Raw genomic sequence first — 18,435 nt, 5'->3', positions numbered from 1 at the left:
GTCTTCGGGACCACCCGTTTGCTGGCTGCGTTCACCCGCGCAACCCTCGACACCAGCATCCGCTGGATCGACGTGCTCGGGATCTCCATGCTTGCCGGCATCGGCTTCACGGTCTCACTGCTGATCGGCGACCTCGCGTACGGCGAGGGATCACACCGCGAGGAATACGTGAAGATCGGTGTCCTGACCGGCTCCCTGGCCGCGGCGCTGGTCGCATCGATCCTGCTGCGGATCCGAAACCGCCACTACCGCAACGTCCGGGAATTGGAAGAACGCGACGACAACCACGACGGCATCCCCGACATCTACCAAGATCTCGACCAGAACGAAAGCAACAGCTAGCCAAGCGCTTCCACGCCTCGGCGGCGCCCCCACAATCGTCCCCTTCAGGACCTGCCGAGGGCAGATAACCCTCCGTCACCCCTGAGGGGACCGAAAATGGACAGGCCGCCGCTGATGATGCTCCTCGGTCAGAGTTCCTCGACCGTGATCAGGCCGTCCTGCAGGGCCCTGGCCAACAGGGTCGACTTGGATGCTGCGGGCCGACCGACCGCATCGTATTTCTCACGAATCCGAGCGATGTGGGTGTTCACGGTCGCAGGCGAGATGTAGAGCGTGCGCGCAGCGACGTCTTTGGAGTCGCAGACAAGCCACGTACGAAGGACCTCGGTCTCTCTCGCACTCAAATTCGGCCGGGCTGCTATCTCGGCGGCTTCCTCTTTCATCGTGAACATGCGCGATCCGATCTCTTGGCGGCGGCCGGAGTGTTGACTGCCTGTCTCCCATAAAACCTAGCGGCACCGTAAGGCAACTTCTAGTCGAGGGTGTACTTACCCCGATAATTGCGGGCACAGTTAGCAACGGAAACAATGATACGAATCATCCTGTAGCCCTGGGATTTGCAAGCAGACCACCGATCATCCGCCCTGGCCAGTTTCACGCCTGCTGAAGAAGATGATCGTCACGCTCAATTCTGACGCCGTTTTCCCACATTTCGGACCCAAAGACCCACTGACAAATGCGAGCTCGATACTTCACGAACAGGAATGCGACTCTCCAGCATTTAGATAAAGAGCGACCCATTTCTTTCTACAGAAGAATGAAAACACATTCATCCTTGATTCGCATTATGTTTGAGATTTCAAATCACGCACCACACCGGGCGATCGCAGACCACCCGGTGGAGAAAACGCGGATTCAGTCTGCAGCTACCGGGACGGCAGGCTGCCGCACCGGTCGCTTCGACGCGAATCGCCAGATCGCCTGCTCGGTGTACTCCGGATCCCAGCCCTTGACCTGGGCCACGTCGCGAATGAGTTCGCTCGCTGTCGCAACAGCCACCTCATCGACGGAAACATCCAAGATCCGGGCGACATACCGGACTATGGAGCGGTCCACCTTCACCCCCGAGACGCCGGCGAGCATCAGCACGTACGCCCACGTCACACCCGATCGTTGGCCCGGCACCGTGAGCCACGACTTCTTGACTGCATCGAGCGCATCCGAGTCGGCCACCTCCCGGAGGTCAGCGGCGGTGGGGATACCCAGGTCTACCAGTCGACTCGCAGCATCCTTGACCGCCTGCGCCTTCAGCGGCGCACCGGGCGTCGATGATGTCGGCCTCCGGTTGCCGATCGTGTTCGCCCATTCCGACGCGTCACCCAGCTCGTGAAAGGTTCCGAGCAACTCCGGTGCCCCGTCCTCCGCGATGTCACCACCCTGCGCCGCGCGGTAGATGCCGTACCGCTCGAAGATGTTCTCAACGGTCACGTGACGCGCGCCCGTCGAATAGATGGCATCGATGATGCACAACGCCAATCCGTCCGGATAGCCGCGCGGCGTGATCCACTCCGCCGCATCCCCCAGATCCCGTTCACACGCACCCACCAGCGCACCGACACGAGAATCAACCCCTGCTGACATGCTTCCCCCTAGATAGCGCTGCCCACTCCCCATGGGCAACTCGTCCGCCGACCGTATCCCCGGCCACCGACAAATCTGGTTGTGCTTGCCCGCGTGCACGACCTCGACGCCGGGGCCGCGCCCACAATCGCCCTCGATCCGGCGCGGATTGCTTCAGCTGATCTGGCGCATGTCAGTCCAACAAGAGGCCTACCGAGGGTTGCACTGCGCGAACAGAATTGGTGTGATTTCGAGTCGCCGACGTCAGGTGATATAGCCCACGTCTGGCTTCGCACGGTTTTTGGGGGTGAATCCGTTGGCGGCCAGCCGGAATCACCGTATCGAGAGGCCCTACCCCCTGCCCGACCCGTTTGTCATGCCGTCCAATTGGGAACGACCACCCACCGGATCCCCGCAACCACAGCCACCCAGGAAGAAGCGCTGGCCGTGGTTCGCCGGCGGCGCCGTCGCGGTGATTGCTGCGCTGGTGGCATCGGGATCGATCTCAACGGATGACACGACCACAACCGCCAAGGTCAAACCCGCGCAATCCAGCAGCGCCACATCGACTTCCACAACGACGGCCACCACCACCCCCGAAAAGTCGGCCACGACCGCAACTCCGATAGCCCAGGTCTCCACGGCCACCGATGGCCCGATCAACCAGCAGATGAGTGACGGAGACGCGGCAACGTGGTTGCCGCCCAACAAGTCTTACCGCTGTACCTACGTCAGCAGGCAGGTCGACGTGAAGGCCACCTACAATCTGTGGGTGACACCGCCCGAAAAGGACGCCATCACACGAGTGCTCACCGACTGCGGTGCAGTCTCGCCGACGCCATCGACAACCACCGACGTGCCCGAATCCACAACTCAGACACCGATTCCACAGGTTCCGCAGATATCGACTCCCGTGTACACGCCGGCACCCATGGCGCCCGTGGTCGACACACCGGTCCCCGATGCTCCTGCCGTGGATGCACCATCGTCGGCCTATTGCCCGAATTGCAGCGCGGTCCGGGCCGCCGGAGCGGCACCCATCTACGCAGGTAAACCCGGATACAGCTCCAAACTGGATGGTGACGGCGACGGCATGGCCTGCGAATAACGGACAACGTCCGATTTATCGCAGATGTCCGGATTGCGGGCTCGCGCGGAGAATGTCACAGAATTGAGGCCTGCTCGATCGCCAATTCATCAAGCTGTGAGTGTCAGGGTCAACTAACGTCCCAATCTATGACGGTGAACGATCAACACCCGCATGGCCTGAAGGGTAACCCCGATGGCGACCGATGATGTGACCACAACCCAGACCACAACACCGGGTTTGCGTGAACTCACGCTGCGGGGAATCATCCTCGGCGGTCTAATCACACTGGTGTTCACAGCAGCGAATGTCTACCTCGGCTTGAAGGTGGGGTTGACTTTCGCCACCGCCATTCCGGCGGCGGTCATCTCGATGAGCATCCTGCGATATTTTGCGAACCACTCGATCGTCGAGAACAACATCGTTCAGACCATCGCGTCGGCGGCAGGAACGTTGTCGGCCATCATCTTTGTGCTCCCCGGCCTGATCATGGTCGGCTGGTGGACCGGTTTCCCGTACTGGATCACCGTGGGCGTCTGCGCCCTGGGCGGCATCCTCGGCGTCATGTACTCGATCCCTCTGCGGCGAGCGTTGGTGACGGGATCTGATCTGCCCTATCCCGAGGGGGTGGCGGCCGCCGAGGTATTGCGCGTCGGCGACACGACTCAGGGCGCCAACGAGAACAAGGGTGGCCTGCGGATCATCCTGATCGGTTCCATTGCGGCTGCGGGGTTCTCGCTGCTCGCCGCGTTGAAGGTGATCAGCAACTCGCTGGCCGGAGCGATCAAGGTCGGTGCCGGCGGCACCATGTGGGGCGCGAGTCTGTCCCTCGCCCTCATCGGTGTCGGGCATCTGGTCGGGCTCACCGTCGGTATCGCCATGCTGGTCGGCCTCATCATCTCGTTCGGCATCATCCTGCCCATCCAGTCCAACGGCGCCTTGCCCGCCGGTGAAGACCTCCTCGACGGTGTCAGCAGCATCTTCTCCTCCGACGTCCGTTTCGTCGGTGCGGGCGCGATTGCGATCGCAGCGATCTGGACGCTGCTCAAGATCATCGGCCCGATCGTCAAGGGCATCAAGAACGCGATGGTGTCTGCCCGCGCCCGCAAGGGCGGCAAGTCGGTGGACATCACCGAGCAGGACATCCCGATCACCTACGTCGGACTGGTCATCCTCGTTGCGTTGGTTCCCATCGGGCTGCTGCTGTGGGACTTCGTGCACAACACCGCCCTTCACGGCACCGCCGGCGGAATCATCGCGGTCAGCGTCATCTTGGTGTTTGTGATCGGACTCGTTGTTGCCGCCGTGTGTGGGTACATGGCCGGCCTCATCGGTTCGTCCAACAGCCCCATCTCCGGTGTCGGCATCCTGGTCGTCATCATCGCCGCGCTTCTCATCAAGATGGTCTACGGCGACGCGAACGACGCCCAGAACACCGCGCTGATCGCATTCACGTTGTTCGTGTCCGCCGTCATCTTCGGTGTGGCGACGATCTCCAACGACAACCTGCAAGACCTCAAGACCGGTCAGCTCGTCGGCGCGACGCCATGGAAACAGCAGGTGGCCTTGGTCATCGGCGTCATCTTCGGCTCCGCGATCATTCCCCCGATCCTCCAGCTCATGCAGACCGCATTCGGATTTGTCGGCGCACCGGGCGCCGGCGACGACGCCCTCGCCGCACCCCAGGCCGCGCTCATCTCCTCGCTCGCACAGGGCGTGTTCGGCGGTGACCTCGACTGGAACCTGATCGGCATCGGCGCACTGATCGGTGTCGGTGTCATCATCGTCGACGAGGTACTCGGCCGGACCACCAACAGCAAGTTCCGGCTGCCCCCGCTGGCCGTCGGTATGGGCATGTACCTGCCGGTCGCATTGACCCTGGTCATCCCGATCGGCGCCATCCTCGGCACGTTCTACAACAAGTGGGCTGACAAGTCCGGCGGCGACGTCGAACGCAAGAAGCGCATGGGCATCCTGTTGGCGACCGGCCTGATCGTCGGCGAGAGCCTGTTCGGCGTTCTGTTCGCCGGCATCGTCGCGGCCACCGGCGAGGAGAACCCGCTCAGCATCGTCGGCGACGGGTTCGAGACCACCTCCGAATACCTCGGTGTGATCGTTTTCGTCGTCCTGATTGCGTGGCTGTACAAGAAGACTCAGCAGATCGCGAGCCGGCCGGTCGAGGACGAACCGGCAACCACCAAGTAGGTCTGCAGGTGGCCGAAAACGGGCATGTCGCCGCCGACCAGGCCGCGCGCTGGAGCGGCCCGTCCGGACGTGCCTGGATCGACAACCAGGACCTGCTCGATCGGTTGTACCGGCCGTTCGAAGAGTTCTTGGTCGATCAGGTCGAGGACGTATCCGGCCAGCGCGTCCTCGACATCGGATGTGGTACCGGGAGCACAACTTTGGCCGTGTGCCGCGCGGGCGAGGCGGTCGGGGTCGACATCTCGGAACCGATGATCGCCGTCGCACGCGAGCGGGCCCGCGCCGAAGGTCTGTCGGCGGAGTTCGTCTGCGCGGACGTGCAGACCCATCAATTCGCCGAGGCGGAGTTCGACACCGTCGTCTCCCGTTTCGGCGTGATGTTCTTCGGTGATCCGGTGGCGGCGTTCCGCAACATTCGTCTGGCCGCTGCCGACGACGCCAGTTTGCGAATGATCGTGTGGCGCAACCCAGACCCCGCCGACATCATGTCGATCGCCGAACGCGCGACCGCATCGCTGCTGCCGGACCTGCCACCGCGGCCGGCCAGTGTCCCGACCGAGCCGGGTCAGTTTGCCTTCGCCGACCCAGCCCTCGTGACCCCGATTCTCGACGCGAGCGGTTGGCGTGACGTCACGGTCGAACCCCTCGACGTCGAACTCGGTCTGCCCCTCGATGACATGCTGCGATATGTCACCACGTTCGGTCGGGTGGGCGTCCAGATGGGGACGGTCGACGCGAAGGCCCGTGCTCAGGTCACCGATCAGCTGGCTGAGGCCTTCGCGGCGTTGACATTTGACTCGGAGGTGCGATACCCCGCCGCGTGCTGGAGCCTAAGCGCGACAGCGTGATCGGCGTCGCACGAAGAGCTTTCTGGGAATTGCCCGTCACGCCCGAAATGCGAGTGCCCACGGCCCAAAGACCTAGGGATTGCCCGCTTTCAGCGCTGCCGACACGTCGGTTGCAACTCGCTGGAGTGAGAGCGGAATCGTCAACGGCGATGGCTGAAGCGATGCCAGGAACACGATGTCCTTCTCTTGCCCGTAGAACACCGCGGTACCACCACGAACCGCACCCAACTCCCGGAAAACTGGTACCGAGTACAGAGATTCGGCGTCGCCTGCTGAGGGGTACGCAATGATCACATCCGCGTCGATCTCGGCGGCACGCTCCAGCGAGATGTCACCAACAAATGCGCCGTCAGTACTCTTGTCCAGCGCTACAACGCCAGGCGAGGACACCAAGCCCAGTTCGCGGATCAATTGGTTGCGCGGATCCGCGCTGAGATACGGCCACAACCCGGCGTCGTGGACCTCGACGAAGGTGTAGTTGACGCCCTGGAGTTCTGGATGTTCGGTTTTGATCTGCTCGATGCCCCTGGTGAGTTGCGCTTCCAGCTCCACCGCTTCGTCCGTCAGACCTACTGCCCGAGCGATGGTTTCGAGTTCGAGGCGCCAATCGAGCTCCCACTGCCCCTGCGGCGACGCGATCGTCGGCGCAACCTGGCTGAGCTGTTCGTACGTGGCTTCATCGAGCTCGCCGTAGGTGAGCAGGATCAGATCCGGATCGAGTGCCGCCACCTTTTCGATGCCCTTGGCCCCTGCGGGGAGCAGCGTCGTGACTTCCGGGTCGAGGAGAGGCTCGACCCACGGTTGCACGCCCTCGGCGTTGGCCGCACCGAAGCCGGGAAATGCTTCGAGCCCAACGGGTTCCACGCCCAGTGCGTACAGGATCTCGCCGGCCGTACCGGCACCCAGTGCGACGATCCGTTCGGGCCGCTCCGGAACCGTCGTCTCCCCCATCGAGTGCTCGACGACGACGGGGAAGGTTCCGTCGCCGGCCTCCGTCGCCGCACCGTCATCGGTTCCTGACGAGCTACAGCCCACAAGCGCGATCAGCGCTGCGACAATGACCGTCACCAAGGCGACGTTGGGCCCGCTACGGGTACTGAACACTGTGACTCCTCATCAATCAGAGGCGGTGCCGTTGCCCGACTCAGGGCATGAGGCTAACCTAACTTTCACCACCTTAAAATATGGCAATCCAGACGCGAGGACGGGAAAAGGGACACGGTGATGACCGAAAATCCGTATCGCTTGGCAGCCAACACAGCAACGATCGAGACAGATACCGGAAACGGGTCAATCGAAGATTTTTTCGTCACCCGCGACACGTGCGACGCCGGCCTGCACTTCGAGCCGCACCGGCACGACACCGACGAGCTCATGTGGGCGCGTGCAGGGCGGCTCGATCTGCATGTGGACGGCCGAAATCTGAGCCTCCATCACGGGCACATGGCGTGGATTCCGGCACAGGTGACACATGCGGCAACGCTGCTGGGTGAGGGCGAGCTGATGTGCATGTTCTCCGGCACCGCACTCCGCCCGACCGGTGAACGGTGGCGTCAACCGCACGTGGTTGCTGCGAGCCCGTTGATGGCCACACTCGTCCAACATCTGCGCGACCTCGAGCGTCCCCGGCGGGAGCGGCGAAGAGCCCGCGAGCTGCTGACAGAGCTGATCGCCACATCGGAGGTCCGTGAAGACACCCTCGCCATCCCCCGGGACAGCCGCGCCGCCACCATCGCGCATGAACTACTCGCAAATCCCGCCGACCAACGCACACTTGTCGAACTCGCAGAGTCGGCTGCGATCAGTCCCCGAACCCTGGCCCGGATCTACATCGGCGAGACCGGACTGACACTTGGCAAGTGGCGCAACCGAGCACGTCTCAACCACTCGCTCACGCTGCTCGCCCGGGGTGAGTCCATCGAAGAGGTCGCAGCCGGCGTCGGATATCGGACGACAAGCTCCTTCATCGAGACGTTTCGCAAAAATTTCGGGGTGACTCCCGCCGCGTACCGCCGACGCTTTCTGACCTAGCCCCTTCGCGACATAAGTCGCGAATAGCAGTCGGGCGATGCTTGCGCCTGAAAACGAACACATCAGGTCCGGTAAGGGAATTCCCGATTGTTCTGACGATCGACTGGTTCAACGATTGTGTACGCAGCCCAATTTGTCCGTACGCCCTGCATACCAACCATTGGAGTAGCGCGCAGGTGGTCGCTGGCGAAGTGCGTGGGCAGCGGAGCGATGAACACATTCGCGGTTCTCGTGCGCGTGATCTTCCAGACCCCGTCGATCTTCCGGAACTCGTTGTTCAGGCGACTCGACCGTAGGAGCCCACTTCCATGGCCCGGTCGTTCAACGCTCGTTGCCACAACGACACCGCGATACGGGCCTCCAACCGCGCTTCTTCGGTCAACGGCATGATCTCGGCGAACATCTTGCGTAATGCCTTCAGCCCGGCGGCTTTTCCCACCGATCGGTCGATACGGTCGTTGGTCGTGTCCAGCACGTGTTCGAACGAGGTCTGCAGAATCTCGTCCTTGCCCGCAAAGTAGTGGGTCAGTGCGCCTGATGGCGGCGTATTGATCTGGGCTATCGCTGAACAACGCTGTCTCTCCCGACACGACGGCGACAGTCATGCGGTTGCGGAGCCCGACCCCAGCCGGGGAAAGGGCTCGGTAGAGAACACGACCTCTACCGCTACCTCGAAGTACGCGGCGATCCGCAACGCCAGATGCAGGCTCGGACTGTATTCGCCGCGCTCGAGATAACCCACGGTCTGATAGTGGACACCCAGTGCTTCGGCCAACTCCCGCCGAGATAAGCCCCGCTCGGCCCGCAGCATCGCGATCCGGTTGTAGATGACCTCAGAAGGCACGCTGCATCGCCCGATCCCGTCGTGCAGCCATGCTCGACCCTGATTCGTGACGCGCCATGCGCCGCAACACTACCGGAGCGATGACCAGGCCCACGACGGCCCAGGCACCCAGCACCGCCGCCGTCTCGACGTGGCGCCAGGACTCCCCGATCTCGATTGCGACCGCCTCGTCGGGCAGCAGCGCCGAGCGCATGCCGAGCCCGAGCCAGTACATCGGGAACGACTGGCCGATGGCCTGCAGCCAGCCCGGCAGCGCAGTGATCGGATAAAAGATGCCCGAGATGGCGATCAATCCCATCAGCGGCATTGTCAGCAGAAAGGCCGTCCGTGTGTCGAGCACGCTGCCCAGGATCGCGCCGAATGGCAGCACGGCCAGCAGCCCCAGGGCCAACACCCACACGAAGGTCACCAGCGCGCCTGGACCGGACAGCGAGGACCCGCCGATGATCACCATGCCCACCCCGAGCACGACGACCACCTGCACGATCACCGATCCGGCGGAGGCCACGATCTTGCCGACGAAGTAGCCGATCATGCCTCGCGGCACCGCCTTGGCGCGCAACAGCGTGCCGTCCTCGCGGTCCAGTACAAGCACGTTGAGCAGCGCGTACATGCCGTTGAACGCGATGATGCTCCCGAGCAGGCCCGGGACGGCCAGCTCGGCGACGGACAGCCCACTGTCTCCGTAGATCTTGTTACGCAGCAGGAACAACACGACGAGCGAGATTGCGGGCGTAAGGAACTGACCGATCAGGTCGGGACCGTTGGTGTACATCTGCCGCAGTTCGATTCCGCCGCGGGCCAGACCGACCCGGGTTGCGGGGACGTTCATCGGGTGACCTCCGCAAGGGTGCGAACGGGCTCGGTAGCTCCGCCGGACTCGGCGCGCTTGACCAGGGTCATATAGGTGTCTTCCAGAGTGGCGCGGCGCACCTCGAGGTCACCGACGCTCTCCCCGTGCTGCTTGAACAGCTCGTGCACGTACTTGGTCGACTCGGTGGTGGCGTGAACGAAGCGCTGACCGCCCACGGTCCAGCTGACCTGCGCTTCGCCTGCGATCGACCGGGACAGCTCATCGGGCGAGCCGTCGGCAATGATCCGGCCGCCGGCCAGGATCAGGATCCTGTCGGCCAGGATTTCGGCCTCGTCGAGGTCGTGCGTGGTCAGCAGCACAGTGGTGTCCTCGAGGTCGGCAAGCCGGTGCACCAGATCATGGAAGTCGCGCCGCGCCGCCGGGTCGAAGCCCGCGGTCGGTTCGTCCATGAACAGCAGTTCGGGCCGCCCGACGACACCGATCGCCACGTCCAGCTTGCGCCGTTGGCCGCCGGACAGCGTGGAGATCTTCGCGCGCGCCTGCTCGGTGAGGCCGACCAGTTCGATGAGTTCATCAGTGTCCCAAGGACGTTGAACCCGCGCGGTGGAATAGGGGCGGTAATACGCTCCGAGATGGGCGAGCAGCTCACGTACCCGCCACTTCGCGTGATCGCGCCAGGACTGCAACACGACACCGATCCGAGCGCGCCACTGTTCGTCGCCCTGTTCGGAGTCGACACCCAGGACCGCAACGCGGCCCGCCGAGCGCCGACGGAAACCCTCCAAGATTTCGATGGTGGTGGTCTTGCCCGCCCCGTTGGGGCCGAGCATGACCAGCACCTCGCCGCGATGTGCCTGGAATGTCACGTCGCGCAGAACGTCGGTTGCGCCGTACCGCATTCGCAGTCCCTCGACATCGAGAACCACCCCGCTGCTCGAAGTCATGAGCCCTCCCCTCCCAGTTGTCAGTATTCGATTATTTGTAGCATACGTACTACATCTCGGTACGGCAATGCTCCGTCAGAATTGGGAAGAGGAAACCCATCTGCCAGGTCATCGGCAGCTTCGCGGCACCAACCAGTTTGGGTACCAACGCATCGTCTTTCCGGACCACCACAGCGTTCGTCCGCCGGGTAGGCAAACAGGTCCGGGACGACGGGTTCAGCTTCCTTGCGTTCACGGCTGCCGGCGGCGTACTCGGCGCACGGTTCTCCGCAATAAATATCGACTGGGCGGCAATCACTTTCATGATCATCGCCGCGAAATCATGGGTGCTGCTCGGATACGTGACCGTCGGCTGGACCGTCGCATCAACCGAAAGCGGGCCCACCGCATCGGGTTTGGGGCGAGTCGCCGGAACCTGGTTCTTGTGGGCGGTCGCCACCCAGTCGGCCTCGGTCGCATCCGCGGCCCTGGCACACGAGCTGCACCAGTCGTTCTTTGCAGCGGTCGCGGCGCTACGCTGGTGCACGGGAATCCTGGATGGCCCTGGCCGCCTGGAGGCGTTGCCTTCATCGGCGTGCTCGGATGGTGGGTCCAATGGTGCGGTGCGCACGCGGTTGCGATGTCGGCTGCGGACGTTTCAGCGAGTAGCATTTCGGACATTTCGCGCCCATAGCCTGAACGTACGACACCCACCTCCGGCGGCAACCGATTTCCGGGACCGCTTGTAACACTGCGAAACTCGGCAGCTATAACTAGTTGACGACACCGAACATTCGCGAGGCAGCCGATAGCCCACCGCACCCGTGAGCTTCCCGCGTGTTCACCCATTTCGCCCTCGACGCCTGTCAGCCTCGGCAGCCCGGAGGGCACCATCAGGAAGAACAAACATCTTGAGTACGCCTCCCCCGCGCGACACTTCCGAATCTGCGTCCACACAGAAGTCCAAGATTTCGTGGATCTCCGGCGGCATCGGCGCAGTTGTCATGCTGTTTGCCCTCGCTTCCGTCGCCGGCTGCGCCGACGACGACACAGACCAGTCCGCACCTGCAACCACTTCAGCGGTCGCGACGGCGACAGCGGCTCCGAGCACGGTCACCGTCGAAGCGCCGACGACCGTCGTCCCGGCTCAGGCCTCAACACCGGCAGTCACGCCGGCCGAAACAGCCACCACGCCGGCAGCAGTATCCGGGGGCATCATGCCCGCAGTGGTGTGCATGAACCTGCAAGCTGCGCAGAATCTCATTCAGGAGAATGGTGTCTTCTTCTCTCGCAGCGATGACGCCAGTGGCGAAGGCCGCAGCCAGATCATCGACAGCAACTGGGTGGTCGTCGGCCAAACACCCGAGGCCGGAACACCGATCACCGAAGGTGAGCCGGTTCTGTCCGTCGTGAAAATCGGCGAAACCAGCGGCTGCTGACCGATTCTGCGACCAGCACTGTGTCCCGGTAACACTCGGGGCACCGGCAGATATACCCAACTGACTGCCGCCGACTCCCCCCGTCGACGCACCTGTGAAAGGCCCCCTCACCATGCCCGCCCCCTTTGACATGCCAACCAGTTGGGACCGTCCACCCGCGGGCGCACCTCAGCCACCGAAGAAACGGAAATGGCCGTGGATCGCCGGCGGTGTTGTTGCGTTGCTCGCAGTGTTCGCGGTCATTGGTTCTGTCGCCGAGGATGAGAAGCCGAGCAACGCTGCCAACTCGACACCCGCGGTAATCAGCACCACCGCTTCCGCCTCATCGGCACCGACCACGACCACTGAGAAGCCGCTGCCGACAGCAACCGCCGTCGCGCAGGTGACTGCCGCACCCGGCGCCAATGCCGCGATGACCAAGCTCAACGCGCTGCCGGTCAAGGGCCGCGCACCCAAGACCGGGTACGACCGGACGCTGTTCGGCGACGCCTGGACCGATGCGGTGTCCGTCGAAGGTGGACGCAACGGGTGCGACACCCGCAACGACATCCTGCGCCGCGACCTGGGTGGCATCGTGTTCAAAGCAGGCTCGCAAGGATGTGCCGTCGAGACGGGCACCCTGGCCGATCCGTACACGGCCACCACGATCAACTTCGTCCGCGGTCAACAGACATCCAGCGCGGTGCAGATCGACCATGTGGTCGCGTTGTCGGACGCCTGGCAGAAAGGTGCGCAGCAGCTCACCCCGGCTCAGCGCATCGACTTCGCCAACGATCCACGCAACCTGCAGGCCACCGACGGCCCCGCCAACCAGCAGAAAAGCGACGGCGACGCCGCGACGTGGCTACCGCCGAACACGTCGTACCGCTGCACGTATGTGGCGCGCCAGGTCGACGTGAAGGCCGAATACAACCTGTGGGTGACCCAGGCCGAAAAGGACGCCATCGCTCGTGTTCTCAGCACCTGCGGCGCCGCTGTTCCCGAAACCTCCTCCGTCGTCGACACCCAGACCGAAACCCCGATTCCGTCGACGACGACTCCGGCGCAGGTCCGCCCCGTGAACACCCCACCACCTGCGCCGGCCTACACGCCGCCACCCGAACCGGCCTACACCACACCGGCGTACACCCCTCCTGCCCTCGTCGACACCCCCTCGGTCTCGTATGCGAACTGTTCCGAAGTTCGTGCTGCCGGCGCAGCCCCGATCTACGCCGGCCAACCCGGATACAGCACCAAACTCGACCGCGACCGCGACGGCGTGGCCTGCGAGACGTAGCCGTCCGATGTTCCCCGTCCAACCCCCACGCAGTGTTGGACGGGGATGCGGGACTCTCGGTTCCATGGCCGATCACATTGCTGTTCGGGCCGGCAGCGGTCGCCGGGTCGGGCGCAGCCTCCTTGGTCGCATACATGGCATATCCGTTCTCGTGATCGGCAGCCAGGGTGTTGACTGCCAGTGACGAGGCGAAGCTATCGGAACCCTCCGACATCGAAATCCATTGTGCGACTGTGACTTTAACTTGCATCGATGTAGTTTCGAACGCACTGTCGAGCCTGGTTTTCCACGCTCTGGAATTGTCCGACCGATGCACTATTCTGAGCTCCCGTCTGGTCACTGCACCACCGCAATGCCCTTCTTGATCCGCTCGATCGGACCGTGCAGCTCGGCCATGAAACGAGAGTTTCCCCAAGGCGAGCCCGGTGGCCATATGTCGCGCCGCCACCTGCACCGCCACCACGTATTGTTCGAGTGAACACAATTCCGCCGATCTGAGGGAGCCTCTGCCATGGCTGGTGGTCTCGTCGCACTGCTGGACGACGTCGCTGCGATCACGAGAGCTGCTGCGGCAACACTCGACGACGTCGCGGCTGCTGCCGGTAAGGCGAGCGTCAAGGCAACCGGTGTGGTGGTCGACGACGCCGCGGTCACCCCTCGTTACGTCCACGGATTCACCCCGGACCGAGAGCTGCCGATCATCGGCAAGATCGCGCTCGGGTCGATTCGCAACAAGCTGCTGATCATCCTTCCGGTTGCGATGTTGCTCAGCCAGTTCTTACCGGAGGCGCTGCCGTACATCTTGATCGTCGGTGGCGCGTTCCTCTGCTACGAAGGCGCCGAGAAGGTCTACGAAGCGGTCGCCGGTCACCACGGTGAGGACGAGACGGCCACTGAGCGGGGGCCGGAGTTCGAGAAGAAGATGATCAGCGGCGCCATCCGCACCGACCTCATCCTCTCGGCGGAGATCATGATCATCTCCCTCTCGTCGGTCGAGGATGAACCGTTTGTCACCCGACTGCTGGTGCTCATCGCCGTCGCGCTCCTGATCACCGCATTGGTCTACGGCGTTGTGGCCCTGATCGTGAAGATGGACGACGTCGGCTTGGCGCTGGCCAAACGGAAGTCCACGCTGAGCCAGAAGGTCGGTCGCGGGCTCGTCTCGGCGATGCCCCGACTGATGAGCCTCCTGACCGTCGTAGGTATCGCCGCGATGTTGTGGGTGGGCGGCCACATCCTGCTCGTCAACCTCGGCGAGGCCGGCTTCCATTGGCCGGCCGACCAACTCCATCACCTCGAACACTGGGGTGAAGAACTGGTCCACGGCTGGTTCGGCGGAGTGCTCTCCTGGATTCTCGGCACCGCCGCGTCCGCGATCGTCGGGCTCATTCTGGGCGCGATCATCGTCGCGATCATGCACGTGATCCCGAAGCGCAAGAAGAAGCCCGCCGCCGCGCACTGATTCAGTCGAGTCCAGCTCCCCTCGCCGCAAACCCACCCGTTCTCGTCAAACCCAGGGGTTTGCGGGTCGTGGATTTGACCAGAACGAGTGGGTTTGTGGCGCAGTGGGGCCCAAGCTCACGCGATCACTACTTCTCCTGTGCCTGTTGGAAAGCGGCTGCCACCATGCCGACGTCGTCGCCGACCTGGAACACCCCGCGCGGCAGGTCGGGGAAGACCGCATTGCTCACGGCCACCACGAACAGCAGTCGGCGACCGTCGCCGACGTCGAGGTAGCCCGAGAGTCCCTGCGTGGTGACCACCAATCGTTCAGTGCCGGGCTCCACATCGGCGGAGGTCGACGTCTTGCCGATCACCTTCCCCTTCGCCGGACTGTCCGCACCGACGCCGGAGAGGGAACCGCGTTCACCGAGGATCGGCTGTCCGGCCCAGAAGGTGTCTGCCCAGGGCTGAGCGCTCACCCACTTGAGCCAGGTCGCCACGGCGGTGGGTGTCGCGGACGACGGGTCGCCGCCCTGGCCGTCCATGATCACGAAGTCCGACGCCGGAACTCCGGCCTCGGCGGCCAGATCGCGGATCGCCGGCAGGCCATCGGCACATTGATCGGAACCGGCTTCCACGGCCAGCAGGCAGACGAAGGTGTTGGCTCCGGTGTTGTAGCTCGTCGCCAGGATCATGCCGCCCGCTTCGCCGAGCGGCGCCGAGTCGAGCGTCGCGAGCCGCAGGTTGTCCTGATAGCTACCTGACGGCGGCAGTGCGGCGTCGTTGTTGACCTTCGCTGTCGACGCGACAGTAATACCTTTGCGCTGCAACGCTTCTATGAACAGTTGACGGGCCCAGCTCGACGCGTCGGTGATCCGGTAGACGGTCAGCGAGGTCTTGCCCGCCGGAACCGAACCGGTGACGTGCAGGAGCGTCGGATTGGCGTCGTCGGCCTCGACTTTGAGAGTGGAGTCGCTGTCGGCGGCACCGGTGGTCACCTGCGAGTCAATCGTGAACAAGCCGTTGCCCGGCAGCATCTGGATGGTCGCCGGCTGCCCCGGCTCCCCGGGCTGGGCCTGGATGTCGACCAGGTTGTCGTTGACAAAGATCGACGGCACCAGGCCCTCAACGGTGTCGTAGGTTTCCCACAGTCGCGGATCGACCAACACATCACCGTCGACACGGGTAACTCCTGATGCGGCCACCTGTTCGGCCATCGCGTCGAGTCCGGCCAGCGGATCGCCCGGCGCCAGCACTGCCCCGGGGAGGGCGTCGGCGTACACGTGATCTATACCGTCGGTGGCCAAGTCGAACTTGCCCTGATCGGCATTGCGACCGCCCAGTGCCAGATCTCCGGAACCCACCAGGACGAGGTCGCCGGTCAGCGTTCCGCCCACGGGTGCCGACGTCGCATAGACGGGGGTGGTGACGGTCTTGTCGACGCCGAGGTTGTTGAAAACCGTTCCGACAGTGAAGTGTTTGGTCTGCGACGCCAGGAACATGAACGTGTCGGCCTGGTTGCTGTAGATGACCTCGTCGGTCTCCGGGTCGACCACGAGATACGACCACCGCGCTGCCGTGTACGGGTCGGTGTCCATGATCGCGGTCGCCGCCTCGGGGATGCCCTGGCCCTGGCCCGATTCAGACGACGAGTCCGACGAGTCGTCCGAGCAGGCGGTCGCGAACAACATGGCCGAGACCGTGGTGACCGCGAAAACCGTGCGGGCCAAGTACGTCCGTCGACGTCGTTTGGGCATGGGGCACCATCTTTCCGCGTCGGGTCGACGCCGCGCAGCGCATCGCGCGAGCGTTCCATCACCGGGCAATCTACTCCCCCTGCTGCACTTTGCATACTGCAATTTGCATCTTTCTGCGGTACTGTCGATGCACGGCGGGCCGAGCACCGCCATTGCTGGAACGTTGTCCGAGCGCCGCCACTGGCGCCGGATCCGCCGGATGGAGCACCATGGTCAGACGTACCGCACTCACACTTCCCGCGCACCGGCGTTCCCAGATCCGGATATATTATTGCACCGCAATGGCTTTCGGCACCGTGATAGCGCTCGCGTTGTCAGGATGCAGTTCATCGTCAAAGGATTCGTCGACCAGCTCGATGGCCGACACCCCACCGGGGGTGCCGGCGGCCGCGCAGCTCGATCGGGACGACGTCGACGCCGCGGTCGACCAACTCGACGGCTTCGTCGAGACCATCATGACAAACACCGGGGCGCCCGGAGTCGCGGTGGCGGTCGTCTATGAGGACGAAGTGCTGTACTCCAAGGGATTCGGGGTCCGGAAGGCGGGCGACCCGGCCCCCGTCGACACAAGCACCATGTTCCAGCTGGCATCGGTGTCGAAGCCGGTGGCCTCGAGTGTGGTGGCATCGGTGGTCGGCAGCGGGGGCATCGCGTGGGACGACCCGGTGAAGAACCATGAACCGGGCTTCGCCGTGGCTGATCCGTACGTCACCGCCAACGCGACCTACACCGATCTGATGTCGCACCGCTCCGGCCTTCCCGATCATGCCGGCGACACTCTCGAAGACCTCGGCTACACCTACCCCGAGATCCTCGATCGGCTCGATCAGCTTCCGCTGGAACGGTTTCGCGACAACTACGACTACACAAACTACGGCTTCTCGATCGCCGGCATGTCCGCCGCCAATGCCGAAGGCACGACGTGGGCAGAGTTGTCGAAGCAGAAGATCTACGAACCACTCGGCATGGACAACACGACCTCCTCGTTCGACGAGTGGGTCAACACGCCCAATCATGCGTCCAACCATGTGCAGGTCGATCCGGCCGCCAAGACCTGGGAGGCGAAGTACGTCCGCGATCCCGAGCAGCAGGCGCCGGCCGGCGGCGCGAGTTCTTCGGTGGACGACATGGCCAAGTGGATTCGGATGGAACTGGCGGACGGCGAGTTCGAAGGGAAACAAATCGTCGATCCCGCGGCGTTGCAGGTCACCCATCAGGCCCATTCCTTCGCCCATCCGTCCGAGACTCCCGGTGCGCGAGACAGCTTCTACGGCCTCGGTTTCAACGTCAACACCGATGACCGAGGTCGGGTACAGATCGGCCACGCCGGTGCGTTCGCACTCGGGGCAAGCACCGACGTGAAGATGCTGCCGAGTGAACAGCTCGGGATTGTGGTGCTGGCCAACACGGCTCCGGTAGGGGTGTCGGAGACCATCACCGCTCAGTTCCTCGACTACGTGACCAACGGTGAGCTGACGGTGGATTGGGCTCCGTTCATCGCCGAGCAGTTCAAGATGGTCATCGACAGCGAACGCTCCGACGTCGACTACACCACTACTCCCGCCGATGCCGCGCCGGCGCGACCGGCCACCGACTACACCGGGATGTACACCAGTCCGTATTACGGGCAGGCCGAAGTGGTCGCCGAGGGCAACAACCTGGTCCTCACCATCGGCAAAGACCTGCAACAGAGCTACCCGCTCACCCACTACACCGGCGACACCTACTGGTTCGAACCGGTCGGCGAAAACGCCGCGGGCCCAACAGGTGCCGAGTTCACCGTCACCGGCGGACCGGCGACTTCCCTGACCATCGAGTATCTCGACAAAGACGGCCTCGGCACCTTCACACGAGCGCCGCAATGAG

18 protein-coding genes are annotated in these 18,435 nt (G+C 63.6%); 9 read left to right on the top strand and 9 right to left on the bottom strand.

Annotated features, from left to right (window positions below; all coding sequences use genetic code 11):
• The coding region (locus tag VIQ49_RS18815) for a Na+/H+ antiporter NhaA (RefSeq protein ID WP_331887355.1) at positions 1–342 on the top strand (342 nt) is incomplete at its 5' end.
• A 128-nt stretch (positions 343–470) separates the two neighbouring features.
• Here the strand turns inward: VIQ49_RS18815 and VIQ49_RS18810 are convergent.
• Positions 471–734 carry a LuxR C-terminal-related transcriptional regulator gene (locus VIQ49_RS18810; RefSeq protein ID WP_331887353.1) on the bottom strand — a complete coding sequence of 88 codons (264 nt, stop codon included), beginning with the start codon at positions 732–734 and terminating at the stop codon, positions 471–473.
• A 463-nt stretch (positions 735–1,197) separates the two neighbouring features.
• A complete protein-coding gene (locus VIQ49_RS18805) occupies positions 1,198–1,923 on the bottom strand; it encodes a heme peroxidase (RefSeq protein ID WP_331887351.1) in 726 nt (241 codons plus the stop codon).
• 286 nt (positions 1,924–2,209) lie between these two features.
• On the opposite strand from VIQ49_RS18805, the gene VIQ49_RS18800 reads away from it, so the two are divergent.
• The 3 genes from VIQ49_RS18800 to VIQ49_RS18790 all read left to right on the top strand — a co-directional run bounded on the left by VIQ49_RS18800 (position 2,210) and on the right by VIQ49_RS18790 (position 6,042).
• A complete protein-coding gene (locus tag VIQ49_RS18800; RefSeq protein WP_331887349.1) occupies positions 2,210–3,010 on the top strand; it encodes an excalibur calcium-binding domain-containing protein in 801 nt (266 codons plus the stop codon).
• A 174-nt stretch (positions 3,011–3,184) separates the two neighbouring features.
• The gene (locus VIQ49_RS18795) at positions 3,185–5,194 is read left to right on the top strand and encodes an OPT family oligopeptide transporter (protein WP_331887347.1); all 2,010 of its coding nucleotides are present in this window, start codon (positions 3,185–3,187) and stop codon (positions 5,192–5,194) included.
• A gap of 8 nt (positions 5,195–5,202) precedes the next feature.
• Complete coding sequence (locus VIQ49_RS18790) at positions 5,203–6,042, top strand: class I SAM-dependent methyltransferase (RefSeq protein ID WP_331887345.1); 840 nt, start codon at positions 5,203–5,205, stop codon at positions 6,040–6,042.
• A gap of 72 nt (positions 6,043–6,114) precedes the next feature.
• On the opposite strand, the gene VIQ49_RS18785 is transcribed toward VIQ49_RS18790, so the two are convergent.
• The gene (locus VIQ49_RS18785; protein ID WP_331887343.1) at positions 6,115–7,146 is read right to left on the bottom strand and encodes an ABC transporter substrate-binding protein; all 1,032 of its coding nucleotides are present in this window, start codon (positions 7,144–7,146) and stop codon (positions 6,115–6,117) included.
• A 120-nt stretch (positions 7,147–7,266) separates the two neighbouring features.
• On the opposite strand from VIQ49_RS18785, the gene VIQ49_RS18780 reads away from it, so the two are divergent.
• Entirely contained in the window at positions 7,267–8,073 is an 807-nt protein-coding gene (locus VIQ49_RS18780) for an AraC family transcriptional regulator (protein ID WP_331887341.1), read from the top strand.
• Positions 8,074–8,350: 277 nt separating this feature from the next.
• Here the strand turns inward: VIQ49_RS18780 and VIQ49_RS18770 are convergent, their stop codons facing one another.
• The 5 genes from VIQ49_RS18770 to VIQ49_RS18750 form a co-directional block, all read right to left on the bottom strand.
• Positions 8,351–8,548 carry a hypothetical protein gene (locus VIQ49_RS18770; protein WP_331887339.1) on the bottom strand — a complete coding sequence of 66 codons (198 nt, stop codon included), beginning with the start codon at positions 8,546–8,548 and terminating at the stop codon, positions 8,351–8,353.
• Between the two features lie 126 nt (positions 8,549–8,674).
• Positions 8,675–8,917, bottom strand: coding sequence for a helix-turn-helix transcriptional regulator (locus VIQ49_RS18765; RefSeq protein WP_331887337.1), 243 nt, complete (start codon positions 8,915–8,917; stop codon positions 8,675–8,677).
• Positions 8,907–9,749: an ABC transporter permease gene (locus VIQ49_RS18760; RefSeq protein ID WP_331887335.1), complete on the bottom strand. Its 843-nt coding sequence runs from the start codon at positions 9,747–9,749 to the stop codon at positions 8,907–8,909. The genes VIQ49_RS18765 and VIQ49_RS18760 overlap by 11 nt, the downstream gene beginning before the upstream one ends.
• Complete coding sequence (locus VIQ49_RS18755) at positions 9,746–10,675, bottom strand: ABC transporter ATP-binding protein (protein ID WP_331887333.1); 930 nt, start codon at positions 10,673–10,675, stop codon at positions 9,746–9,748. The genes VIQ49_RS18760 and VIQ49_RS18755 overlap by 4 nt, the downstream gene beginning before the upstream one ends.
• Positions 10,676–10,724: 49 nt before the next feature.
• Positions 10,725–11,201 (bottom strand): hypothetical protein, encoded by a 477-nt coding sequence (locus VIQ49_RS18750; protein WP_331887331.1) that lies wholly within the window; start codon positions 11,199–11,201, stop codon positions 10,725–10,727.
• Between the two features lie 364 nt (positions 11,202–11,565).
• Between VIQ49_RS18750 and VIQ49_RS18745 the strand changes: the two genes are divergently transcribed.
• From VIQ49_RS18745 to VIQ49_RS18735, 3 genes are all read left to right on the top strand, one after another.
• A complete protein-coding gene (locus VIQ49_RS18745; protein ID WP_331887329.1) occupies positions 11,566–12,093 on the top strand; it encodes a PASTA domain-containing protein in 528 nt (175 codons plus the stop codon).
• A gap of 112 nt (positions 12,094–12,205) precedes the next feature.
• On the top strand, positions 12,206–13,369 hold the full coding sequence (locus VIQ49_RS18740) for a GmrSD restriction endonuclease domain-containing protein (protein ID WP_331887327.1): 1,164 nt from the start codon (positions 12,206–12,208) through the stop codon (positions 13,367–13,369).
• A 511-nt stretch (positions 13,370–13,880) separates the two neighbouring features.
• Entirely contained in the window at positions 13,881–14,831 is a 951-nt protein-coding gene (locus tag VIQ49_RS18735; RefSeq protein WP_331887325.1) for a DUF808 domain-containing protein, read from the top strand.
• A gap of 127 nt (positions 14,832–14,958) precedes the next feature.
• Here the strand turns inward: VIQ49_RS18735 and VIQ49_RS18730 are convergent, their stop codons facing one another.
• The gene (locus VIQ49_RS18730) at positions 14,959–16,569 is read right to left on the bottom strand and encodes a D-alanyl-D-alanine carboxypeptidase/D-alanyl-D-alanine-endopeptidase (RefSeq protein WP_331887323.1); all 1,611 of its coding nucleotides are present in this window, start codon (positions 16,567–16,569) and stop codon (positions 14,959–14,961) included.
• Positions 16,570–16,850: 281 nt separating this feature from the next.
• Here VIQ49_RS18730 and VIQ49_RS18725 point away from each other — a divergent pair, with 281 nt between their 5' ends.
• Positions 16,851–18,434 (top strand): serine hydrolase, encoded by a 1,584-nt coding sequence (locus VIQ49_RS18725; protein ID WP_331887321.1) that lies wholly within the window; start codon positions 16,851–16,853, stop codon positions 18,432–18,434.
• Position 18,435 lies beyond the last annotated feature (1 nt).

The organism is Williamsia sp., assembly GCF_036566845.1.
In the GTDB taxonomy this organism is placed as follows: domain Bacteria; phylum Actinomycetota; class Actinomycetes; order Mycobacteriales; family Mycobacteriaceae; genus Williamsia.
This window is presented reverse-complemented; position numbering and strand designations above follow the sequence as displayed.

Excerpts from the sequence above, each read along its gene's own strand:
- VIQ49_RS18810 (WP_331887353.1), bottom strand. The coding sequence starts at position 734 with ATGTTCACGATGAAAGAGGAAGCCGCCGAGATAGCAGCCCGGCCGAAT.
- VIQ49_RS18805 (WP_331887351.1), bottom strand. The coding sequence starts at position 1,923 with ATGTCAGCAGGGGTTGATTCTCGTGTCGGTGCGCTGGTGGGTGCGTGT.
- VIQ49_RS18795 (WP_331887347.1), top strand. The coding sequence starts at position 3,185 with ATGGCGACCGATGATGTGACCACAACCCAGACCACAACACCGGGTTTG.
- VIQ49_RS18780 (WP_331887341.1), top strand. The coding sequence starts at position 7,267 with ATGACCGAAAATCCGTATCGCTTGGCAGCCAACACAGCAACGATCGAG.
- VIQ49_RS18760 (WP_331887335.1), bottom strand. The coding sequence starts at position 9,749 with ATGAACGTCCCCGCAACCCGGGTCGGTCTGGCCCGCGGCGGAATCGAA.
- VIQ49_RS18755 (WP_331887333.1), bottom strand. The coding sequence starts at position 10,675 with ATGACTTCGAGCAGCGGGGTGGTTCTCGATGTCGAGGGACTGCGAATG.
- VIQ49_RS18740 (WP_331887327.1), top strand. The coding sequence starts at position 12,206 with ATGCCCGCCCCCTTTGACATGCCAACCAGTTGGGACCGTCCACCCGCG.
- VIQ49_RS18735 (WP_331887325.1), top strand. The coding sequence starts at position 13,881 with ATGGCTGGTGGTCTCGTCGCACTGCTGGACGACGTCGCTGCGATCACG.
- VIQ49_RS18730 (WP_331887323.1), bottom strand. The coding sequence starts at position 16,569 with ATGCCCAAACGACGTCGACGGACGTACTTGGCCCGCACGGTTTTCGCG.
- VIQ49_RS18725 (WP_331887321.1), top strand. The coding sequence starts at position 16,851 with ATGGCTTTCGGCACCGTGATAGCGCTCGCGTTGTCAGGATGCAGTTCA.